The sequence below is a fragment of the Paenibacillus sp. NPDC058177 genome, from assembly GCF_042883835.1.
In the GTDB taxonomy this organism is placed as follows: domain Bacteria; phylum Bacillota; class Bacilli; order Paenibacillales; family Paenibacillaceae; genus Paenibacillus_AQ; species Paenibacillus_AQ agri.
On record NZ_JBHVVB010000003.1, the window covers coordinates 351,157 to 367,358 of the forward strand.

16 protein-coding genes and 1 riboswitch are annotated in these 16,202 nt (G+C 49.4%); of the genes, 1 reads left to right on the forward strand and 15 read right to left on the reverse strand.

Annotated elements, in window-relative coordinates; genetic code table 11:
- Positions 1–6: 6 nt before the first annotated feature.
- The 4 genes from ACFVU8_RS15530 to ACFVU8_RS15545 form a co-directional block, all read right to left on the reverse strand.
- Positions 7–1,482, reverse strand: coding sequence for a PTS mannitol transporter subunit IIBC (locus ACFVU8_RS15530; RefSeq protein ID WP_387428285.1), 1,476 nt, complete (start codon positions 1,480–1,482; stop codon positions 7–9).
- A 439-nt stretch (positions 1,483–1,921) separates the two neighbouring features.
- Positions 1,922–2,824: an aldo/keto reductase gene (locus ACFVU8_RS15535; RefSeq protein WP_387428287.1), complete on the reverse strand. Its 903-nt coding sequence runs from the start codon at positions 2,822–2,824 to the stop codon at positions 1,922–1,924.
- 108 nt (positions 2,825–2,932) lie between these two features.
- Entirely contained in the window at positions 2,933–3,247 is a 315-nt protein-coding gene (locus ACFVU8_RS15540) for a DMT family transporter (RefSeq protein ID WP_175371129.1), read from the reverse strand.
- Entirely contained in the window at positions 3,248–3,592 is a 345-nt protein-coding gene (locus ACFVU8_RS15545; RefSeq protein ID WP_387428289.1) for a DMT family transporter, read from the reverse strand.
- Positions 3,593–3,676: 84 nt separating this feature from the next.
- A riboswitch (guanidine-I (ykkC/yxkD leader) is annotated at positions 3,677–3,784 on the reverse strand.
- Between the two features lie 196 nt (positions 3,785–3,980).
- On the opposite strand from ACFVU8_RS15545, the gene ACFVU8_RS15550 reads away from it, so the two are divergent.
- The gene (locus ACFVU8_RS15550; RefSeq protein WP_379465231.1) at positions 3,981–4,304 is read left to right on the forward strand and encodes a hypothetical protein; all 324 of its coding nucleotides are present in this window, start codon (positions 3,981–3,983) and stop codon (positions 4,302–4,304) included.
- A gap of 337 nt (positions 4,305–4,641) precedes the next feature.
- Here ACFVU8_RS15550 and ACFVU8_RS15555 read toward each other — a convergent pair whose 3' ends face one another.
- The 11 genes from ACFVU8_RS15555 to ACFVU8_RS15605 all read right to left on the reverse strand — a co-directional run bounded on the left by ACFVU8_RS15555 (position 4,642) and on the right by ACFVU8_RS15605 (position 16,120).
- Positions 4,642–4,992, reverse strand: a complete 351-nt coding sequence (locus ACFVU8_RS15555; protein ID WP_379465232.1) for a hypothetical protein — start codon at positions 4,990–4,992, stop codon at positions 4,642–4,644.
- Between the two features lie 132 nt (positions 4,993–5,124).
- Positions 5,125–5,658, reverse strand: coding sequence for a GNAT family N-acetyltransferase (locus ACFVU8_RS15560; protein ID WP_379465234.1), 534 nt, complete (start codon positions 5,656–5,658; stop codon positions 5,125–5,127).
- 15 nt (positions 5,659–5,673) lie between these two features.
- Entirely contained in the window at positions 5,674–6,294 is a 621-nt protein-coding gene (locus tag ACFVU8_RS15565; RefSeq protein WP_387428291.1) for a GNAT family N-acetyltransferase, read from the reverse strand.
- A 129-nt stretch (positions 6,295–6,423) separates the two neighbouring features.
- On the reverse strand, positions 6,424–8,196 hold the full coding sequence (locus tag ACFVU8_RS15570) for an ABC transporter ATP-binding protein (RefSeq protein ID WP_387428293.1): 1,773 nt from the start codon (positions 8,194–8,196) through the stop codon (positions 6,424–6,426).
- Positions 8,193–9,962, reverse strand: a complete 1,770-nt coding sequence (locus tag ACFVU8_RS15575) for an ABC transporter ATP-binding protein (RefSeq protein WP_387428295.1) — start codon at positions 9,960–9,962, stop codon at positions 8,193–8,195. The genes ACFVU8_RS15570 and ACFVU8_RS15575 overlap by 4 nt, the downstream gene beginning before the upstream one ends.
- Positions 9,952–10,410, reverse strand: coding sequence for a hypothetical protein (locus ACFVU8_RS15580; RefSeq protein WP_387428297.1), 459 nt, complete (start codon positions 10,408–10,410; stop codon positions 9,952–9,954). The genes ACFVU8_RS15575 and ACFVU8_RS15580 overlap by 11 nt, the downstream gene beginning before the upstream one ends.
- A gap of 248 nt (positions 10,411–10,658) precedes the next feature.
- Entirely contained in the window at positions 10,659–11,678 is a 1,020-nt protein-coding gene (locus ACFVU8_RS15585; protein WP_387428298.1) for an ABC transporter ATP-binding protein, read from the reverse strand.
- Complete coding sequence (locus ACFVU8_RS15590) at positions 11,581–12,693, reverse strand: ABC transporter ATP-binding protein (protein WP_387428299.1); 1,113 nt, start codon at positions 12,691–12,693, stop codon at positions 11,581–11,583. The genes ACFVU8_RS15585 and ACFVU8_RS15590 overlap by 98 nt, the downstream gene beginning before the upstream one ends.
- 4 nt (positions 12,694–12,697) lie before the next feature.
- On the reverse strand, positions 12,698–13,516 hold the full coding sequence (locus tag ACFVU8_RS15595; protein WP_387428301.1) for an ABC transporter permease: 819 nt from the start codon (positions 13,514–13,516) through the stop codon (positions 12,698–12,700).
- 13 nt (positions 13,517–13,529) lie between these two features.
- Complete coding sequence (locus ACFVU8_RS15600) at positions 13,530–14,471, reverse strand: ABC transporter permease (RefSeq protein ID WP_387428303.1); 942 nt, start codon at positions 14,469–14,471, stop codon at positions 13,530–13,532.
- 20 nt (positions 14,472–14,491) lie between these two features.
- Entirely contained in the window at positions 14,492–16,120 is a 1,629-nt protein-coding gene (locus ACFVU8_RS15605; protein WP_387428304.1) for an ABC transporter substrate-binding protein, read from the reverse strand.
- Positions 16,121–16,202 lie beyond the last annotated feature (82 nt).

Consider the following 16,202-nt stretch of genomic DNA (forward strand, 5'->3'; position numbering starts at 1 on the left):
TATCACTTACTTCAAACGCTCGACAAGCTCATCGTACTTCGGACTCTTCAGGAAGTTGTCGATAGAGATGTGCTCTGCCTTCGGATTGCTGGCAATCGCACGTTCGGTCAGCGTTTTCTGAGTGACAACAATATCAGCATCCGCCGGAATTTCACTGACTGCGGAGTTCACAACTGTAATGTTAACCCCTGCTGCCTGCAATTTCTTTCTTAGCACGGAGGCACCCATCGCACTGGAACCCATACCTGCATCACAAGCGAAGACGATCTTATTCACATCTTCTTTGCGGCGAACGTTTCCTGCATTAGCGGCATTTTCGTTTGCAGATGCTGTTACTGGAGCTGCTGCAGTTGGAGCTGCAATTGGAGCCGTAGTGTTTCCGGCAGCTTTCATGTCTCTCATTTTGGCTGCTGCTTCTTCAATATCAGTGTCTTCGTTGTTCTTCTTACTTGTCTTAAGAAGAACAGAAGCGATAAGGAAGGATACAACAGTTGCTACAATGACCCCGGCAAACATTGGCAGGTAACCGCCTTTAGGAGTCATGGCGATATAAGAAATGATACTACCTGGAGAAGTTGCACCAGTCAGACCAGCGCCGAGCAACTGGAATGTGAACGTACCCGTCACACCACCACCGATAACCGCCAGGATCAGACGAGGATTCATCAGAATGTACGGGAAGTAGATCTCATGAATACCACCCAGGAAATGAATGATAACTGCGCCTGGTGCGGAAGCCTTAGCGGAACCGCGTCCAACCAGCCAGTAGGCAAGCAGAACACCGAGGCCCGGACCTGGGTTGGATTCCAGCATATACAGAATGGATTTTCCAAGTCTCAGGGATTCTTCTGCAGCAATCGGTGTAAGAATACCATGGTTGATAGCGTTGTTCAGGAACAAGATTTTGGCTGGCTCGATAATAATGTTAACGAGTGGCAGCAGGTGATGATTCACCAAAAATTCTACACCTGAGGATAATGCGTTCGTCAAGGCTTGAATGAGCGGCCCGATTCCTTTGAAGGACACGATAGCCAGAATACCACCAATAATACCAATCGAGAAGTTGTTGACCAGCATCTCAAAGCCTGCTCTGATCTTACCTTCCACAGCCTTGTCGAACTGCTTCAGTACCCAGGCTGACAAAGGTCCCACAACCATTGCTCCAAGGAACATCGGAATTGTTGCCCCTACGATGACACCCATAGTGACAATTGCACCAATTACGCCACCGCGCTTGCCGTGAACCATCGTTCCGCCAGTGTAACCAATTAACAGCGGCAGCAGATAAGTAATCATCGGGCCAACCAGGGTTGCCAGCTTCTCATTCGGCCACCAGCCGGTTGGAATGAATAAAGCCGTAATCAAGCCCCATGCAATGAATGCTCCGATATTCGGCATAACCATACCGCTAAGAGTACGGCCAAATTGTTGGACTTTCACCCGTGCACCACCGGATGAAGATTGTTTTGTTTCCGTGGCCATTGTAATAAGCCCCCTTAAAGTTATTCAAGCAGGATACCTTCACGTCTTCGGTGTAAAGGAAATCCCCTATGACCACATGGTAAATCAAAGCGCTTTCTTTGTCACCAAATTGAAAACACGGTTTCGGCATGAACATTGTTGACAACATTTAAGAGTTCCTGCCATTTGGCATCAAAGGTCCGAAAAGCCGCAGCACTACGCGAAAAATGCCTTCGCAACCTTCCAGATATTCACGGTTTTCCACTTGATCTTTCGGCTATTGACAGCACAAGATTGTCGTTAATTTCTCCAAGCACTGGGGAATTCATACACTCTGACAACAGAATGCCAACCTGAAGCAAGACTTACACAAACAAAAACCGGCCTGCAAATTTGCTACCCTGTATGGGCGGCAAATGCAAGCCGGTCGGAACTCCAATCCAGTCGTATTTGTTGATAATCAGACCATATCCAATGGCACTTTCCAGGAAGGCTGCGGGAACGCATAATCCAGCTTCAACAATTCATCATTATTGAGCTTAATCCTTACAGCTGCTGCATTCTCGATCACATGCTTCCGCGAAGACGCCTTAGGAATGGCCATGACCAGAGCCTCACGGATCGACCAAGCCAGCAGCACTTGAAGAGGTGTTGCCTGATGGTCATCTGCAATCTCACGGACAACCTCGTTCTCTACCAGCCCCTTGCGGAGAGCCCCCGCCTGCGCCAGCGGCGAGTAGGCCATAAGCGGAATTTTATGTCCGCTCATCCAAGGCAGCAGATCATTCTCGATGCCCCTTGAACCGAGATGATACAGCACCTGGTTCACCATACAGCGGCTTCCCTTCGCAACGCGCTGGAGCTCCTGCATCTCCTCAATATCCAGGTTGGATACACCCCATCTGGCAATCTTTCCGGCAGTCACCAATGCTTCCATGCCCTCCACCGTCTCCTCCAGCGGAATTTCTCCACGCCAATGAAGTAAGTAAAGGTCAAGGTGATCCGTGTTCAGCCGTTTCAGACTTTCTTCACAGCTCCGGGCAAGTCGTTCCTTACCGGCATTATGCGGATATACCTTCGAGACAAGAAAGACTTTATCGCGTATTCCTTTAATCGCCTCACCGATCATTTCCTCTGATCTGCCATCGCCATACATCTCGGCCGTGTCGATGAGATCCAGACCCAGCTCCACGCCAAGCCTCAGTGTGGAAATTTCTTCTTCCCTTGCGGAAGATATGTCACCCATATTCCAGGTTCCCTGACCAATTCTGGGCACCGATGCGCCATCCGGAAGCTGGATACGGTTCTTACGGTTGGCCTGCCCGATAGCTTCTAATTCTTCTTCACTGACCTGCCAGTTCATGTTTGAAGTCCCCTTAATAAGTGAGTTGTATATTTATTATACTTACCCCCTAGGAACGATCGAAACCTGGGGAACGTGTCTAAATTTATAATAATAAAAAGAACGAGACTACGCTATCGCCTTAAGCCCTACCGCCGCACCGAGAATCATCACGATAAAAACAATCCGCTTCCAGTTTCTCGGCTCACCGTACAACAGCATGCCCAGAATGGCCCCGCCTGAAGCGCCGATTCCCGTCCAAACTGCATAGGCCGTACCCATCGGGAGGCTCTCCATCGCCAGCGCCAGAAAGATAAAACTCCCGCCAAAACCAAGCAGCAGTAGACAGAAGGCCTGCCAGTTGCGGTCCTTGTTCAATTTGTTAATCATCGTTACACCGAACATTTCCAATATACCGGCTACTACGAGAAATAACCACGCCATTTAAGCCACCTCCTTACTGGGTTCTTCCTTGGTAACGAGCTTCAGCCCCACCACACCCGCCAGCAAAATCAGCACGAGCACCAGTTTCAGCAGTTTGAACGGTTCTCCGAACCAGATCATCTCCGCCATAATCGTACCCGCTGTGCCCAGTCCGACGAATACAGAATAAACCGTACCTACAGGCAGCTTTTGACTGGCTGAGATCATCCCATAGAAGCTGACAACGATCGCAATGATCGTGACCAGCCACTCCCATGGAGCGGAGGCATGCTTCAGGCCGATAACCCAGATCACCTCAAAGCAGGCAGCGACCACAACCTTGGTCCAATCCAGATTCTTCTTCACCTGTTTTTCCCCCTTATTAGCTCTTAACCTTCTCATTGGTCACAATAAAATAAGCCCGGGAGGTATTCGTCGATAACAGACGATTCCTCCCGGGCTTTTATCCCTCCGTGTGAACACGAATCTCTTGATTCGTGCGTTTTCCCTCGGACCTGACCAGCTTGAATAAGCTGCGGAACCCTAGAAAACCAAACAATGATTAAGTTACATTACATGTTAGCAAATTGGGAGCTAGAACGCAAGCCCTTACCAATCATCTTGCACAGCACTTCCGAGTACAGATAAATATAGTACTGCATGGCCCTTTCTACACATTTCGGCTCCCACGCTTCAGGGAATGTGGTACAATTCTGAAGAAGACCTTGGAGTCCTTTTTAAAAGGAGCGATCGAATGGGCGTTGGGATTTTAGCAATTGGTGTGCTGGTGTTTATCATTATGCAAACCATTTTACGTGATAACAGCAAGAAAACCGGCAGAAAATCAACAAAATACAGCAATAATGATTCTGCAGGCTTCATAGCGGCTTCCGAGCCAAATTTATTTCAGGACTATACAAGACCACATGAGGAGGATCGTCCTGTTCATGATGACTCATCCTATCCGGGCGGTCATGAGTCGAATGCCGGGTACAACCATAGCAGCGTCGATTCCAGCGGAGCTAGTAACTCGGTGAGTGACTGCGGCGGAAGCGATTCAGGTGGCGGTGCTGATTGATGTTAGAGAAACCCTGCAGCCACAGGGATTATTGCATACGTCCGACACAAATTGTGCCGGGCGTTTTTTTGTAAACTATTAAACATACAAATTTTTGATAAAAGTGAATATTATATTAATATATCCTATTATTTATATCAAATATTCTAATTTGCGTTATACTATTAACTGAGAGGGAAGAGTTAGTTCACACGTTAGAACATAACCTTCTCGCTCATTGAACCTTCCCCCTATTGGTTCAAGCATTTTAGGAAAAACAGCCCCTGCGGGGTTCTGACCGGAATCAGATAACGCAGGGCTGTTTCTCTGTGACTATCAGACTGGCAACGCACATAGCTTAGTACTTCACCTCAGAAGATACGAGTCGATGCGCATCAACCAATTCTCCATCCGCGTTCTTACCCCATACCGAGATTTCAGTCTGCCCGGCAGTATCATCGCCGATGGTGAACAGAAATTCATACCCATCTAAATTAGCATAATTATTGTGGGTGATGACCTCATTGGGGCCTACTGGAAAAGCCTCAAGTACATATAAAGTTCTTGTTCCATTCAAATAATACCCTTCAAACTTCACTGTAGAAGTGTTCACCGGATCGTTGTTCACGATCTTGATTGTTATCGTTTGCGTTGGTCTTACTCCGTTGACGGGAGTATTCACAATCGGGCCAGTAGTTAAAATTGCCATCTCGTCTGCTCCTCCTCTCCTACACCTCAAAAGTTCTCCCTATCAATATTAGGAAGAATTTTGATATAGTGTATGCAAGATTCGGATGTATGGTTTGGATGCTTCGACCTTTTTTGTATTACAGCGCAAGGTTCATCGGTACTCAATCAACCAACAATCCTGATATTTCCCCTCGTGCAGTTCACTTTGCGGCAAGAGCTTCACTTTTCTAAACCCGCATTTTTCATAACACCGGATAGCCCTGGCGTTTCTTGTCTGTGGGTCCATAACCACCACATCTGCTTGTTTATCACCTGTTAAGTAATTAACCATAGATGTAACAAGCAGCGTTCCGATGCCTTTATTCCAATAATCGGCTTCTCCTATGAATTGATCCATACCATAGATGTTCTCATTCTCATCCGTGTAGCCATATTCCCTCTTTGATTCGTCATCTAGCGGATAGAATTGGATGTATCCTATCGCTTTAGCATCATATTCGATAATACACCTAACCTCATCGTCTTCCTGGGCGTAAAATACTGCATTCACCTTGTCCAGGTCATGAGGGTCGTCCCTTCCTGCATAAAATTCCAGAACCGCAGGGTCCGAAAGCCATTTCGATAACAAAACATTATCGTTTTGCTCTAGTTCACGTACCGCCAAGCTACCACTTTGAAAAAGCATGGTATCCCTCCGAGGTTAGACTTTTATGATAAAGCTCCAGTTGCCTACTTCCAGACCATATCTGCTAATAACAGATTCACCAAATTCCGAGAACCCGCGTTTTGTATAAAATATCCGATTGCTATCCGTATTGGTAATCAAGGTTAAGTCGCCCCCTCCGTTTTTCGCGATGTAAGGGAGGATATAGTCCTCTATCATTTTGCTGCCCAAATGCTGGCTTTGATACTGTGGCGCTACCGCAAAGGACTCCAAGTACCAATAGGGCGTGTTTAAATCGGCAAATGCATGCTTGGCCTCATCCATTACTTCCAAGAGATTCCGAATCCGCGAGATCCCCGCACTCCACAATAATTTGAGGCCCCCGGCAAGCACAAAGTTCCATAGTCCAATATCAGGCTTATCACGATGCTTCAATAAAGCCGCAGCTACGATTTGCTCTCCATCAACCGCTACCAGACAGCAATGCTGACGATAATATGCTTTTGTATTTACAAGATGCAGCTGATAAAAGAAATCCTCATCACTCTTGTTGTTGCTTCCCATTACGCTGAAGAGTGGATATCCTTTAAAGGCTTCATCAAATAGTACCGCTATTTGTGTTAATTCATGCTCTTCTGCTAATCTATAACGAACCATCGTAATGCCCCCATTTCGTACAGCCGCATATTTATGAACACCTATCAACTAATAAACATCTGTATACTATAATTTCCGATCATCACAATTTCAATCAACAAAGCCGTAAGTGAAAATAGAAGATTGAGCTTACCCTGCTTCATTCTCCCATCGGTTATACGTAAACAAGCTTCGATACGTCTCACTTCGTGCCCACAGTTCTTCATGACTGCCCTCGTCCAGCATCAGCCCATCGTCGAGTAACACGATCCGATCCGCTTGCTTGACCGATGAGAAACGGTGAGCCACAATAACAACGGTCCGTTCGCCCGCCAATTGATCCAGGGTACGGTTAATCCCATTTTCCGATTCCTGATCCAGCTGTGAAGTGGCTTCATCCAGGACTACAATCCGGGCTTGCGATAACATCATCCGGGCCAAAGCTAGCCGCTGTTTCTGTCCTCCTGAGAGCTGAACTCCACGCTCACCGATCATCGTCTCATACTGCTGAGGCAGCTTAAGGATAAATTCATCCATCTGCGCTGCCGCACATGCTTCGGTTACCTCAAGGTCGGTAGCTGCAGGTCTGGCCAGGCGTACATTTTCCAGCACAGACATGTTGAAAACATTGGAATCCTGCATAACAACGCCGATCTCCCGGTGCAGATCAAGGTGCCGAATGGTTGAAATATCACGTTCATCCAGATCGATGCGCCCTGAATCCGGCTGATACATCCCCAACAGCAGCTTCATCAGCGTGCTTTTACCTGAGCCGCTTCGCCCAACGATAGCTACCTTCGTCCCTGCTTCAATACGGAAAGTGATCCCTTGCAGCACCGATTTTGTGGCATTCCCATAACGAAAGCTCACATCTTCGAAGGATATCGTTCCCGCTCCCGGCAGAAAAAATGGCTTCATGCTCAGTTCCGAACTCCTCGTATCTTCCTTTGTTTCCTCCAGCGTATTCTTTACCTTTTCAAGAGAAGGAAGATCATCCATGAACTGCATATCCAGATCCATAATTTTAGCAAGCTGTGTGAAGCACTGTTCGTAATACTTCATGAACACCAAGAGACTGCCTATCGTCATATCCCCATGAATGATAAGCAGACCGCCCAAAAAGTACAGGTTCATGCGTGTAATAAAGAAATCCTTAATGGCTTGAAATGACCGATTACCGTACCAATACATATGGCGCTTGAAAAATAACCTACTGAGCTCATGCCAATACTCGGTGAAGACTAGCGAGCTTCTTTTCTCCATCCCATTCGTCTTGACTTCCTTCCAGGCGCGAATCGAATGCTGCAGCCATCCCTCGTATCGTCCAAACGTCTCCCGGTAATTCTCCGCCGCTTCCTTCGCTCCTTTTCCCAGCCACTTGGTCATCCAGAAGGATAAAGGCACCATCAGCAGGCCAAACAATGTCAGCTTCCAGCTGAACCAAGCCATAAGCGCTGCACTCGATATCAGGAAGGCAATACTGTAACCATACTCAAGTAGATGGGACTTAAACAGGCGGTCTACAGCTTCAACATCTTGGTCGATCCGGTTCTTCAAGTCGCCTGAATTCTGTTGCTCGTAGTTCTCGAACGGCATTTGTACAAATCTGGCCCACACTTTCCTGCGGACAGCAAAGGTCAATCGATTTGACAGTTTATTCTGAGCAATCAATTGTCCGCCTGTCACTGCGCTTTCTACGACATACAGGAGTATATAGCCTATACAAATGTACAAAAGCAGCCTAAGCTCATGACCAATCATCACCCGATCCACTAAAAGTTTGAAAAGCAGCGGAGAGGCTAACCCCAGCAGAAGCAGCATTGCACTCGCACCTATCAATCCGAGTAACAATAACCGGTGCTGTCTCCACTCCGGTTTGAATGATCGGAACCATTGCAAACGCATCGTCAGCGACCGCTTCATCCGTTTATGACCTCCCCGTATTCTGTGTACTGTTCTGCAAAAAGCTTACGGTAGGTACTGCTTCTCTGAAGCAGCTCCTCATGATGCCCATAAGCAACGATTCGTCCCTCATCCAGCACAGCCACCTGATCAGCTTCCCTAATCGTCGATAGACGGTGGGCGATGATAAGGATCGTCGTCTGAGGGCCCAGCTTGCGCCAGCTATCTCTGACCACCTGCTCCGTTTCCCCATCCAGTGCAGACGTAGCTTCGTCAAAGATAACCATTCTCGGCTTCTTCATAAACGTTCTAGCAAGTGCTATCCGTTGTTTTTGCCCTCCCGACATGGATATGCCCAGTCTTCCTCCTATCTTGGTATCCAGTCCATCCGGCAGTTCGAGAATGTAGTCATGGATCGCCGCTTGCTCACAGGCATGCCATAACATCTGATCACTCTGCTTCGCATTGCCCCAGAGCAAGTTGTCACGAATCGTGCCTTCGAACAAATAGGGCTCTTGAAGCGCAACCACGATTGAAGAGCGGATAGAAGCTAACCGGCAATGCTGAATCGGCATTCCGTCAATCACAATTTCTCCTTCCTCCGGATCATATAGACGAAGAAGCAGCGAGATCAGCGTGCTTTTTCCACTCCCGCTTTTCCCTACAATCGCTACCGCCTGCCCGCCTTGAATACTCAGATTTAAATCGCGAAGGACTGGCGTTTCTTTCCGGTAACCGAACGAGACCTTCGAGAATTCTATACTGCCTTTCGTGATCAACAGGTTGGGGGAATTCACCGAGCGATCCTCTTCTTGATTGGCCAGAAGTCCCACTACGCGTTCAAGTGCTACTTTATTTTGCTGCAGTCTCGCGCCAGCCCCTGACATATTCTTGAGTAAACCGCTCGCTCTGGCAAAATATTCAATCATCGCCACGAACCCGCCTACCGTCAGCTGGCCTTTTACAATAAGGATACTTGCAGTTATGTATAGAATCAGATCAGACACCAGTGCAACAAGACTGACCGCCCGCTCGGAGAAAAAACCGATACTGCTGGTTTGATTCTTAAGCCGCATATAATCCGCAAGTTGATGGACAAATTGGCGGGTCGTGTAACGGTCAGCCCCCATCAAGCGAATATCACGCAGTCCGCCAAGCATCTCTACACACCAGCTCATCAGCTTCCCATATTGTTTGCGCTGCCGCTCCATCCGGGACTTGGTAGCCCGGTTAAACGCCAGCGTAGTAAACACAACAGCAGGGATGACAATGATCATGAGCAGCCCCAGATATACGTTCGCGTATAAGACAAAGGCTATGGCCGTCAACAACCTAAGCGCATTTGCTGTTAAATAAAAAATATTCCAATGAATAAGCTCCATGACCTCTTCCGCATCCCGGTTGAGGATCGTCATCAGGTCCCCTGTTCGACTATTATGAAAAAAGGTGGACTTGAGTGTAATCAGCTTGTCATACAGCTTTTTGCGGATATCAAATGTGAAGCGTGTGACCAGATAGGTCCACACACTGTTAAGTACCAGGTGAAGCCCTTGCTCACAGACATAGATCAAACCATAGCCTGCTACAATAAATAAGAAGAAGGACATGTTCCGATGATAGAAAACCTCATCAACCAACAGACCAAATATGTAAGGATAAACCATGCCAACGACGGATGTGACGAGCACACATAGAAACAGATTGATTAACGGCAGTCGATACCTGCGGATAATGGGCCATAACATATGTAGCTGTGACCACACCGATTGCTGTGAATTATTCCCCATGACTCTCCCCTCTCCGGAAAAGCCGCTGTATAACCGTCTGTTTGCCGACTGGAATCTCCACGACATACGGTTTCTGCTCCCCTGATCCTTCCTCATTGGCCCGATCCCACGCTGCAGGTTCAACCTGAATACGCACAATCGTCCCCCGCTCCTCCTCATGGATACTATTCACCTTGGCCGGGTAACGATTCCCGCTTTCTTCGGTGTACCACACGACTTCATCATTCGTATGCAGTTCAGGGGTTCCGGTTTCTACCAAGACATTCAAATGGATACCCTCCGAGTTACTGCCCGCATCAATCGTCCCCAGCGCTGAGCTGTACTGACGAACCTCAATCCCCGTCATCAGCGCATACATTCCTGCCACCAGCAAGGCAATAATCACCAGCGCTGCTATTGGCGTCTGTATAAATGTGAAGCGATACCATTTCCAAAGCCGATCCCCCATAGGATGCACCCCGCCACTCTATGTAATATCCCAATAAATATAGCAGTATTTTCTAGGTTATGACAATAGATGAGAGGTGCTTTGCCGCCTCTCTACTCTGATTCGGGTACCCCTCTCTCTTCATTACAATAAAAAAACGACTGATAGGCACAATAGAGTTACATGTGCCAGACAGTCGTCGCGTCGTTTTAGGCTTGTCTAAAGATATATAGATCACTCTGATGAATATAGCTTTGTTCTTTACGATTTTATAGGGAGGCGGTTCTGACTTCTTTAATCTCGTTCACATTATAATTCTCCGCTGACCACAAATGACAACTGACCGCATGACCTTCCCTCACATCCGCAAGCGTGGGGACTTCCGAGAAGCATCTGTCGTGGGCGTGCATGCAGCGCGTGCGGAACGCACAGCCTGATGGAATCGCAGAGGGGTCTGGCAGATCTCCCTGAAGTACGATCCGTTCCCGCTTCTGTGCCGCACGCTCTGCCGGAATGGAGGACACCAATGCCTGCGTATAAGGGTGCAGGGGATGGGCGTACACCTCCTCCATCTCGCCAATCTCCACAATTTTGCCCAGGTACATGACAGCCACTCTGTCGCTCATATAATGGACAACATTCAGATCATGCGAGATGAACAGATAGGTTAGCGACAACTCCTGCTGGAGGTCTTTTAACAGGTTGAGCACTTGGGCTTGAACAGAGACATCCAGCGCGGACACCGGTTCGTCAAGCACCAGAAACTCCGGGTTCAACATGAGCGCTCGCGCAATCCCGATCCGCTGGCGCTGCCCGCCACTTAATTCATGGGCATACCGGTTCCGGTACGACTCGTCCAGACCGATGCTTTCCAGCATGTCACTGACCTTGCTCCACCGCTCCGCAGCCTTGCCCAGGCGGTTCAACTTCAGCGGCTCCTCCAGTAGCCGTCCAATCTTGAAGCGTGGATTCAGGGAGGTGAACGGGTCCTGGAACACATACTGAATCCGGCGCCGCAGATCCTGCTGATTCCGGCTTCCCGAACCGGCGATGTCCTCCCCTTTGTAGAAAAGACCACCGCCTGTGGGCTCGAGTAGCCGGGCCGTTATCTGGCCTAATGTCGACTTGCCGCAACCACTCTCGCCGACTAGCCCCAGCGTCTCTCCCTTCCGTATCGAAACAGAGACGCCGTCAACGGCTCGCAGCACCTGTCCCTTCTGCGGCCACACTCGTTTCGTATAATACTTCTCCAGTTCCCTCAGCTCGATCAGCGGTATTTCGGTTGTCACCCTTCCTCACCCCCTCTTCCGCTACCAGAAAGCAGCTGGTTGTATGTCCGAATCCAACCGGCGACAGCTTAGGCTGCTCTATGCGGCAGCATTCCATGGCATATTGGCAGCGGGGGGCGAAATTACATCCGACCAACCGCTCGTGAAGCGCCGGAACTGCACCCGGGATAGAGTGCAGCCTGTGGCCTTTATGAGACGGTGACGGAATGGAATTCAGCAGCCCAATCGTATACGGATGGCGCGGCCGGTCAAATATATCCGCCACCGATCCTTCCTCTACGATTCGTCCCGCGTACATTACGGCAATCCGGTCGCACATCTCGGCAATGAGACCCAGATCATGTGAGATCAGCACAATCGATGTCCCGTCCTGATCGCGAATCTGCCGCATAACCTCCAGAATTTGGGCCTGGATGGTCACATCCAGCGCCGTGGTCGGTTCATCTGCGATCAACAGCCCGGGATTGCAAGCGATAGCAATGGCAATCATCACCCGTTGCCGCATGCCGCCGGAGAGCTGATGCGGATATTCCTTCAGCAGCTTTTCCGGACGTGCCAGACCAACCTTACGGAATAGCTCAATAGCTTGTGCGGCAGCCTCTTGGCGGGAATAGCCTAGGTGGAGACGCAGTCCTTCCGTCACCTGATAGCCTATAGTTAAGCTGTTATTCAGTGAGCTCATCGGGTCCTGGAATACCATAGCTACTTCACGGCCGCGGATTTTCCGCAGTTCCTTTGGTTTCAAAAGATGTAAAGGCTGAGCCTCATCTTCCCGCTCTCCGTACCAGATCTCTCCACCGCTGATTTCCATCGCCTTTGGCAGCAGTCCGAGCATAGAGAGAGACAGCACACTTTTGCCACAGCCCGATTCGCCGACAATGCCGAGCGTCTCTCCTTGAGAAACCGACAGTGAGATTCCGTCCACTACAGCCAGCCGTTCCCGCCGCCCCTTCAGTTCTATCCGCAGATTACGGATATCCAGTATCTTCTGGCGTTCTACTTGATTCCCAGCCATTTGGTCATCCCCCTCTGTTCACGTTGTCGCGCAAATCGCGGATGCCATCGCCGAGCAGGTTGAAACCAAGCACCGACAAGGTGATCAGCAGTCCCGGTGCCAGCGCATACCAAGGCGCTTTGTTCAAATACCCTTGTGCTTCGTTCAACATTCTGCCCCAGCTCGGATCGGGTGGCTGGACGCCAAGTCCCAGATAGCTAAGCGCGGCTTCTACCAGAATCGCCGTCGAGAAGCTGAGTGCCGCCGTTGTTATAATAGAAGAAATAATATTGGGTAAGATCTGAATAAAAATGACGTTGAAATGCCCTGCGCCAATTCCTCTCGCCGCCCGTACATAGTCCGCTTCCCGGTGCTGCAATACACCGCTGCGGATTACCCGGGCAAAGGCTGGGACGGATAACACACCTATAGCGATAATCGTTTGGAACATATTTGGCTTGAAGATAGACACCAATAACAGAGCAAGCAGAATGCCGGGAAAAGCCAGCAGTGCATCCGTAGCCCGCATCAACAGCTCATCGACCCAGCCTCCCACATACCCGGCCAAGGTGCCAACAATGAAGCCACATGTAAGGCCAATCGCTACGGATATAGAACCGACCAGAAAAGCTGTCTGTGCTCCGACCATAATGCGGCTAAGCACATCCCGCCCGAAATTATCCGTTCCCAGCCAATGCGCTGAGCCCGGTGCCTGCAAGCGTTCCGTTATACTCATGACATTCTCCCCATAAGGGGTATAGAAGAGGTTGATTATCATAATGACAAGCAACAGCCCTACGAACAGACTGCCGAGCACCAGACTGAAGCTTTTATTTATCCTCATCCTTAAGAGCCCTCTACTTTAAGCGAATTTTCGGGTCCAACCAGCGGTAGGACAGATCGACAATAAAATTAATGATAATAACCGTAACAGCGATTAGCAGCACCAGACCCTGCACCAGTGGATAATCACGATTGCCGATAGCGGTAATCAACAGACTGCCGAAGCCCGGCAGTGTGAAGACCTGTTCAATGACTAGACTGCCGGCCAGCAGCTCGCCAAAATTAATTCCAACTATGGTGATGACCGGCAGCAGCGCATTTTTAAGCACATGAATATATTGGATCGATCGTTCAGACAACCCCTTGCTTCTGGCAGTGCGCACATAGTCCAGATTCAACTGCTCCAGCATCGTGGTACGCAAATACCGGACAATCACTGCAATCTGCGGAATCGCCAGCGCAACAGCGGGCAGCACGATCGACTTTAGCGCCAGGATTGGACTCTCTGACCACGGTACATAGCTACTGACCGAGAACCACCTTAGCGTTAGTCCGAACACAAGGATCAGGATGATTCCCATCCAGAAGGAAGGAATGGCTAATCCGAACTGTGTGCCGATTGAGATGAAGGCATCCCATTTCTTACCGTGCGATTTGGCGGCCAGAATACCAAGCGGCACTGCCGTACACACGGAAATCACTAGCGCAAGCAGCGCCAGTGACAACGTGACAGGAACACGGCTGACGATCAGCTTCAGCACCGGCTCCGAGAATCGCAGTGATTCGCCAAAATCCAGCAGAGCCGCGTTGCCAAGCCAATGACCGAATTGGACCAGAAGGGGACGGTCGGTGCCGAGCTTCGCTTCAAGCAGGGCAATCTGCTCATTCGACGCCTCCGTACCCAGAATGGCCAACGCCGGATTCCCAGGGATGATGCGAAAGGCGGTGAACGTCAACACTACGACGAACAATACCGTCAAGAAGAGTGTGACTAACCGGCGTGCGTAATAGTTCATGCCTGGAATCCTCCCGCAGGTTACTCCGTAAAGTGCACGGTCGACAGATCCTGTACATAGATCGGATACTGCTTGTATCCGGTGAGCTTTTTGCTGATAGCGACGTTCAGGTTAGGGTCCATAATATACACAGCTGCGGCATCGTCAGCCAGAATGGTCTGGGCTTTTTTATACAACTCTACCCGCTTAGCATCGTCCACTTCCTTGACGGCAGCTTTCAGCGTCTCATCGTACTCCGGATTTTTATAGTTGAAGAAGTTGTTCGGCGAATCCGACAGATACTTGTTCAGAATGGAGTAAGGGTCCAGCTTGCCATCCAGTCCGATAATCGTCAGATCGTAATCGCGCCCTTTATAAATCCGTTCCAGCCAGACCGCCCATTCCACAGGCTCGATCTTGACCTTAACACCAATCTGCGCCAGCTGCTGGGCAAAGACCTGTGCAGTGTCAACATGGAATTGATAGTTGGACGGCACCGACAATGTAGTTTCAAACCCATTCGGATAACCAGCCTCGGCAAGCAGACTCTTAGCCTTTTCAATATCCGTGGCGTACTTATCCTCCAGACCTTCCTGATAATATTTGGCGAGTACAGGGCTTATATTGGAACCCAGCTTGGTTCCCTTGCCCAGTGCAACCCCAGCAATAATCTCGTCTTTGTTAACGGCATAATTGATCGCCTGACGCACCTTGATATCACCAAACGGTTTCTTGGCAATGTTGAAGGTCACAAGCTGCACCAGATTTTGCGGAGCGCTGACCGCATTGAACTTATCGGCTACCTCTTCAAGCCGTTCTGTCCCGATCCGTGGATAAATATCCGCCTCTCCTGACTTCAGAGCCAGCAGCGCAGCTTCGCTGTCCGTAATAATCCGGAATTCCACCTGATCTAACGAAGGGATATCCTTTACGTAATAATCGGAATTCTTTTCAACGACAAGACGCTGTCCGGGCAGATACTCCTTGAACTTGAAAGGGCCTGTGCCGATCGGCGTTTTATTGCTGTCCTCATAACCGTCCGGAATGATCGCTCCGCTCGCCGCCGTCAAGGAGGTCAGGAACGAAGAATTATTCTCCTTCAGCTTGAAAACAACTGTTGAAGCATCTGGCGCCTCGATGGAGGCTACACTCTCATACGCTGTGGACAGCGGCTTACCTGTGGCAGTGCCCGCCAGGCGGTCATAGGAATACTTCACATCCGCCGAGGTAACTGGTTGACCGTTATGGAACTTTACACCACTGCGGATTTTGAAGGTGTAGGTCAAGCCGTCCGGGGATACCTCATAGGATTCAGCCACAGCCGGATACAGCTCGCCTTTGTCATTCGGTTTCAGCAGACCTTCGAACACGTTGAACAACACCTCGGCCGTTCCAGCCGCTACCGCCAGATGGGGGTCCAGATAATCCAGATCCTGTGGGATAATCACGACGACTTTGCCACCGTTTTTAGGTTCAGCACTAGGTGCTTCTGTACTCTCAGGGGCCTTCGTTGCTTCGGCACTGTTGGTGGGCTGAGACTTTGACTGTGAGGTATTCGTATTCGCTGTATCTTTGCCGCATGCAGATAACACCAGCACCATGAGTACAGCCGTAATCAGAGACAGGACATATAAGGACTTCTTTGGGTTCGTTATCTTCGTGTTCGTCATCTTCTTCCCCACCTTTATCTTAGTAATGTGCAATCGTTAATCCCTTGAGATCATGCGCAAATCGTTAGCCCCTGTGAGGTTT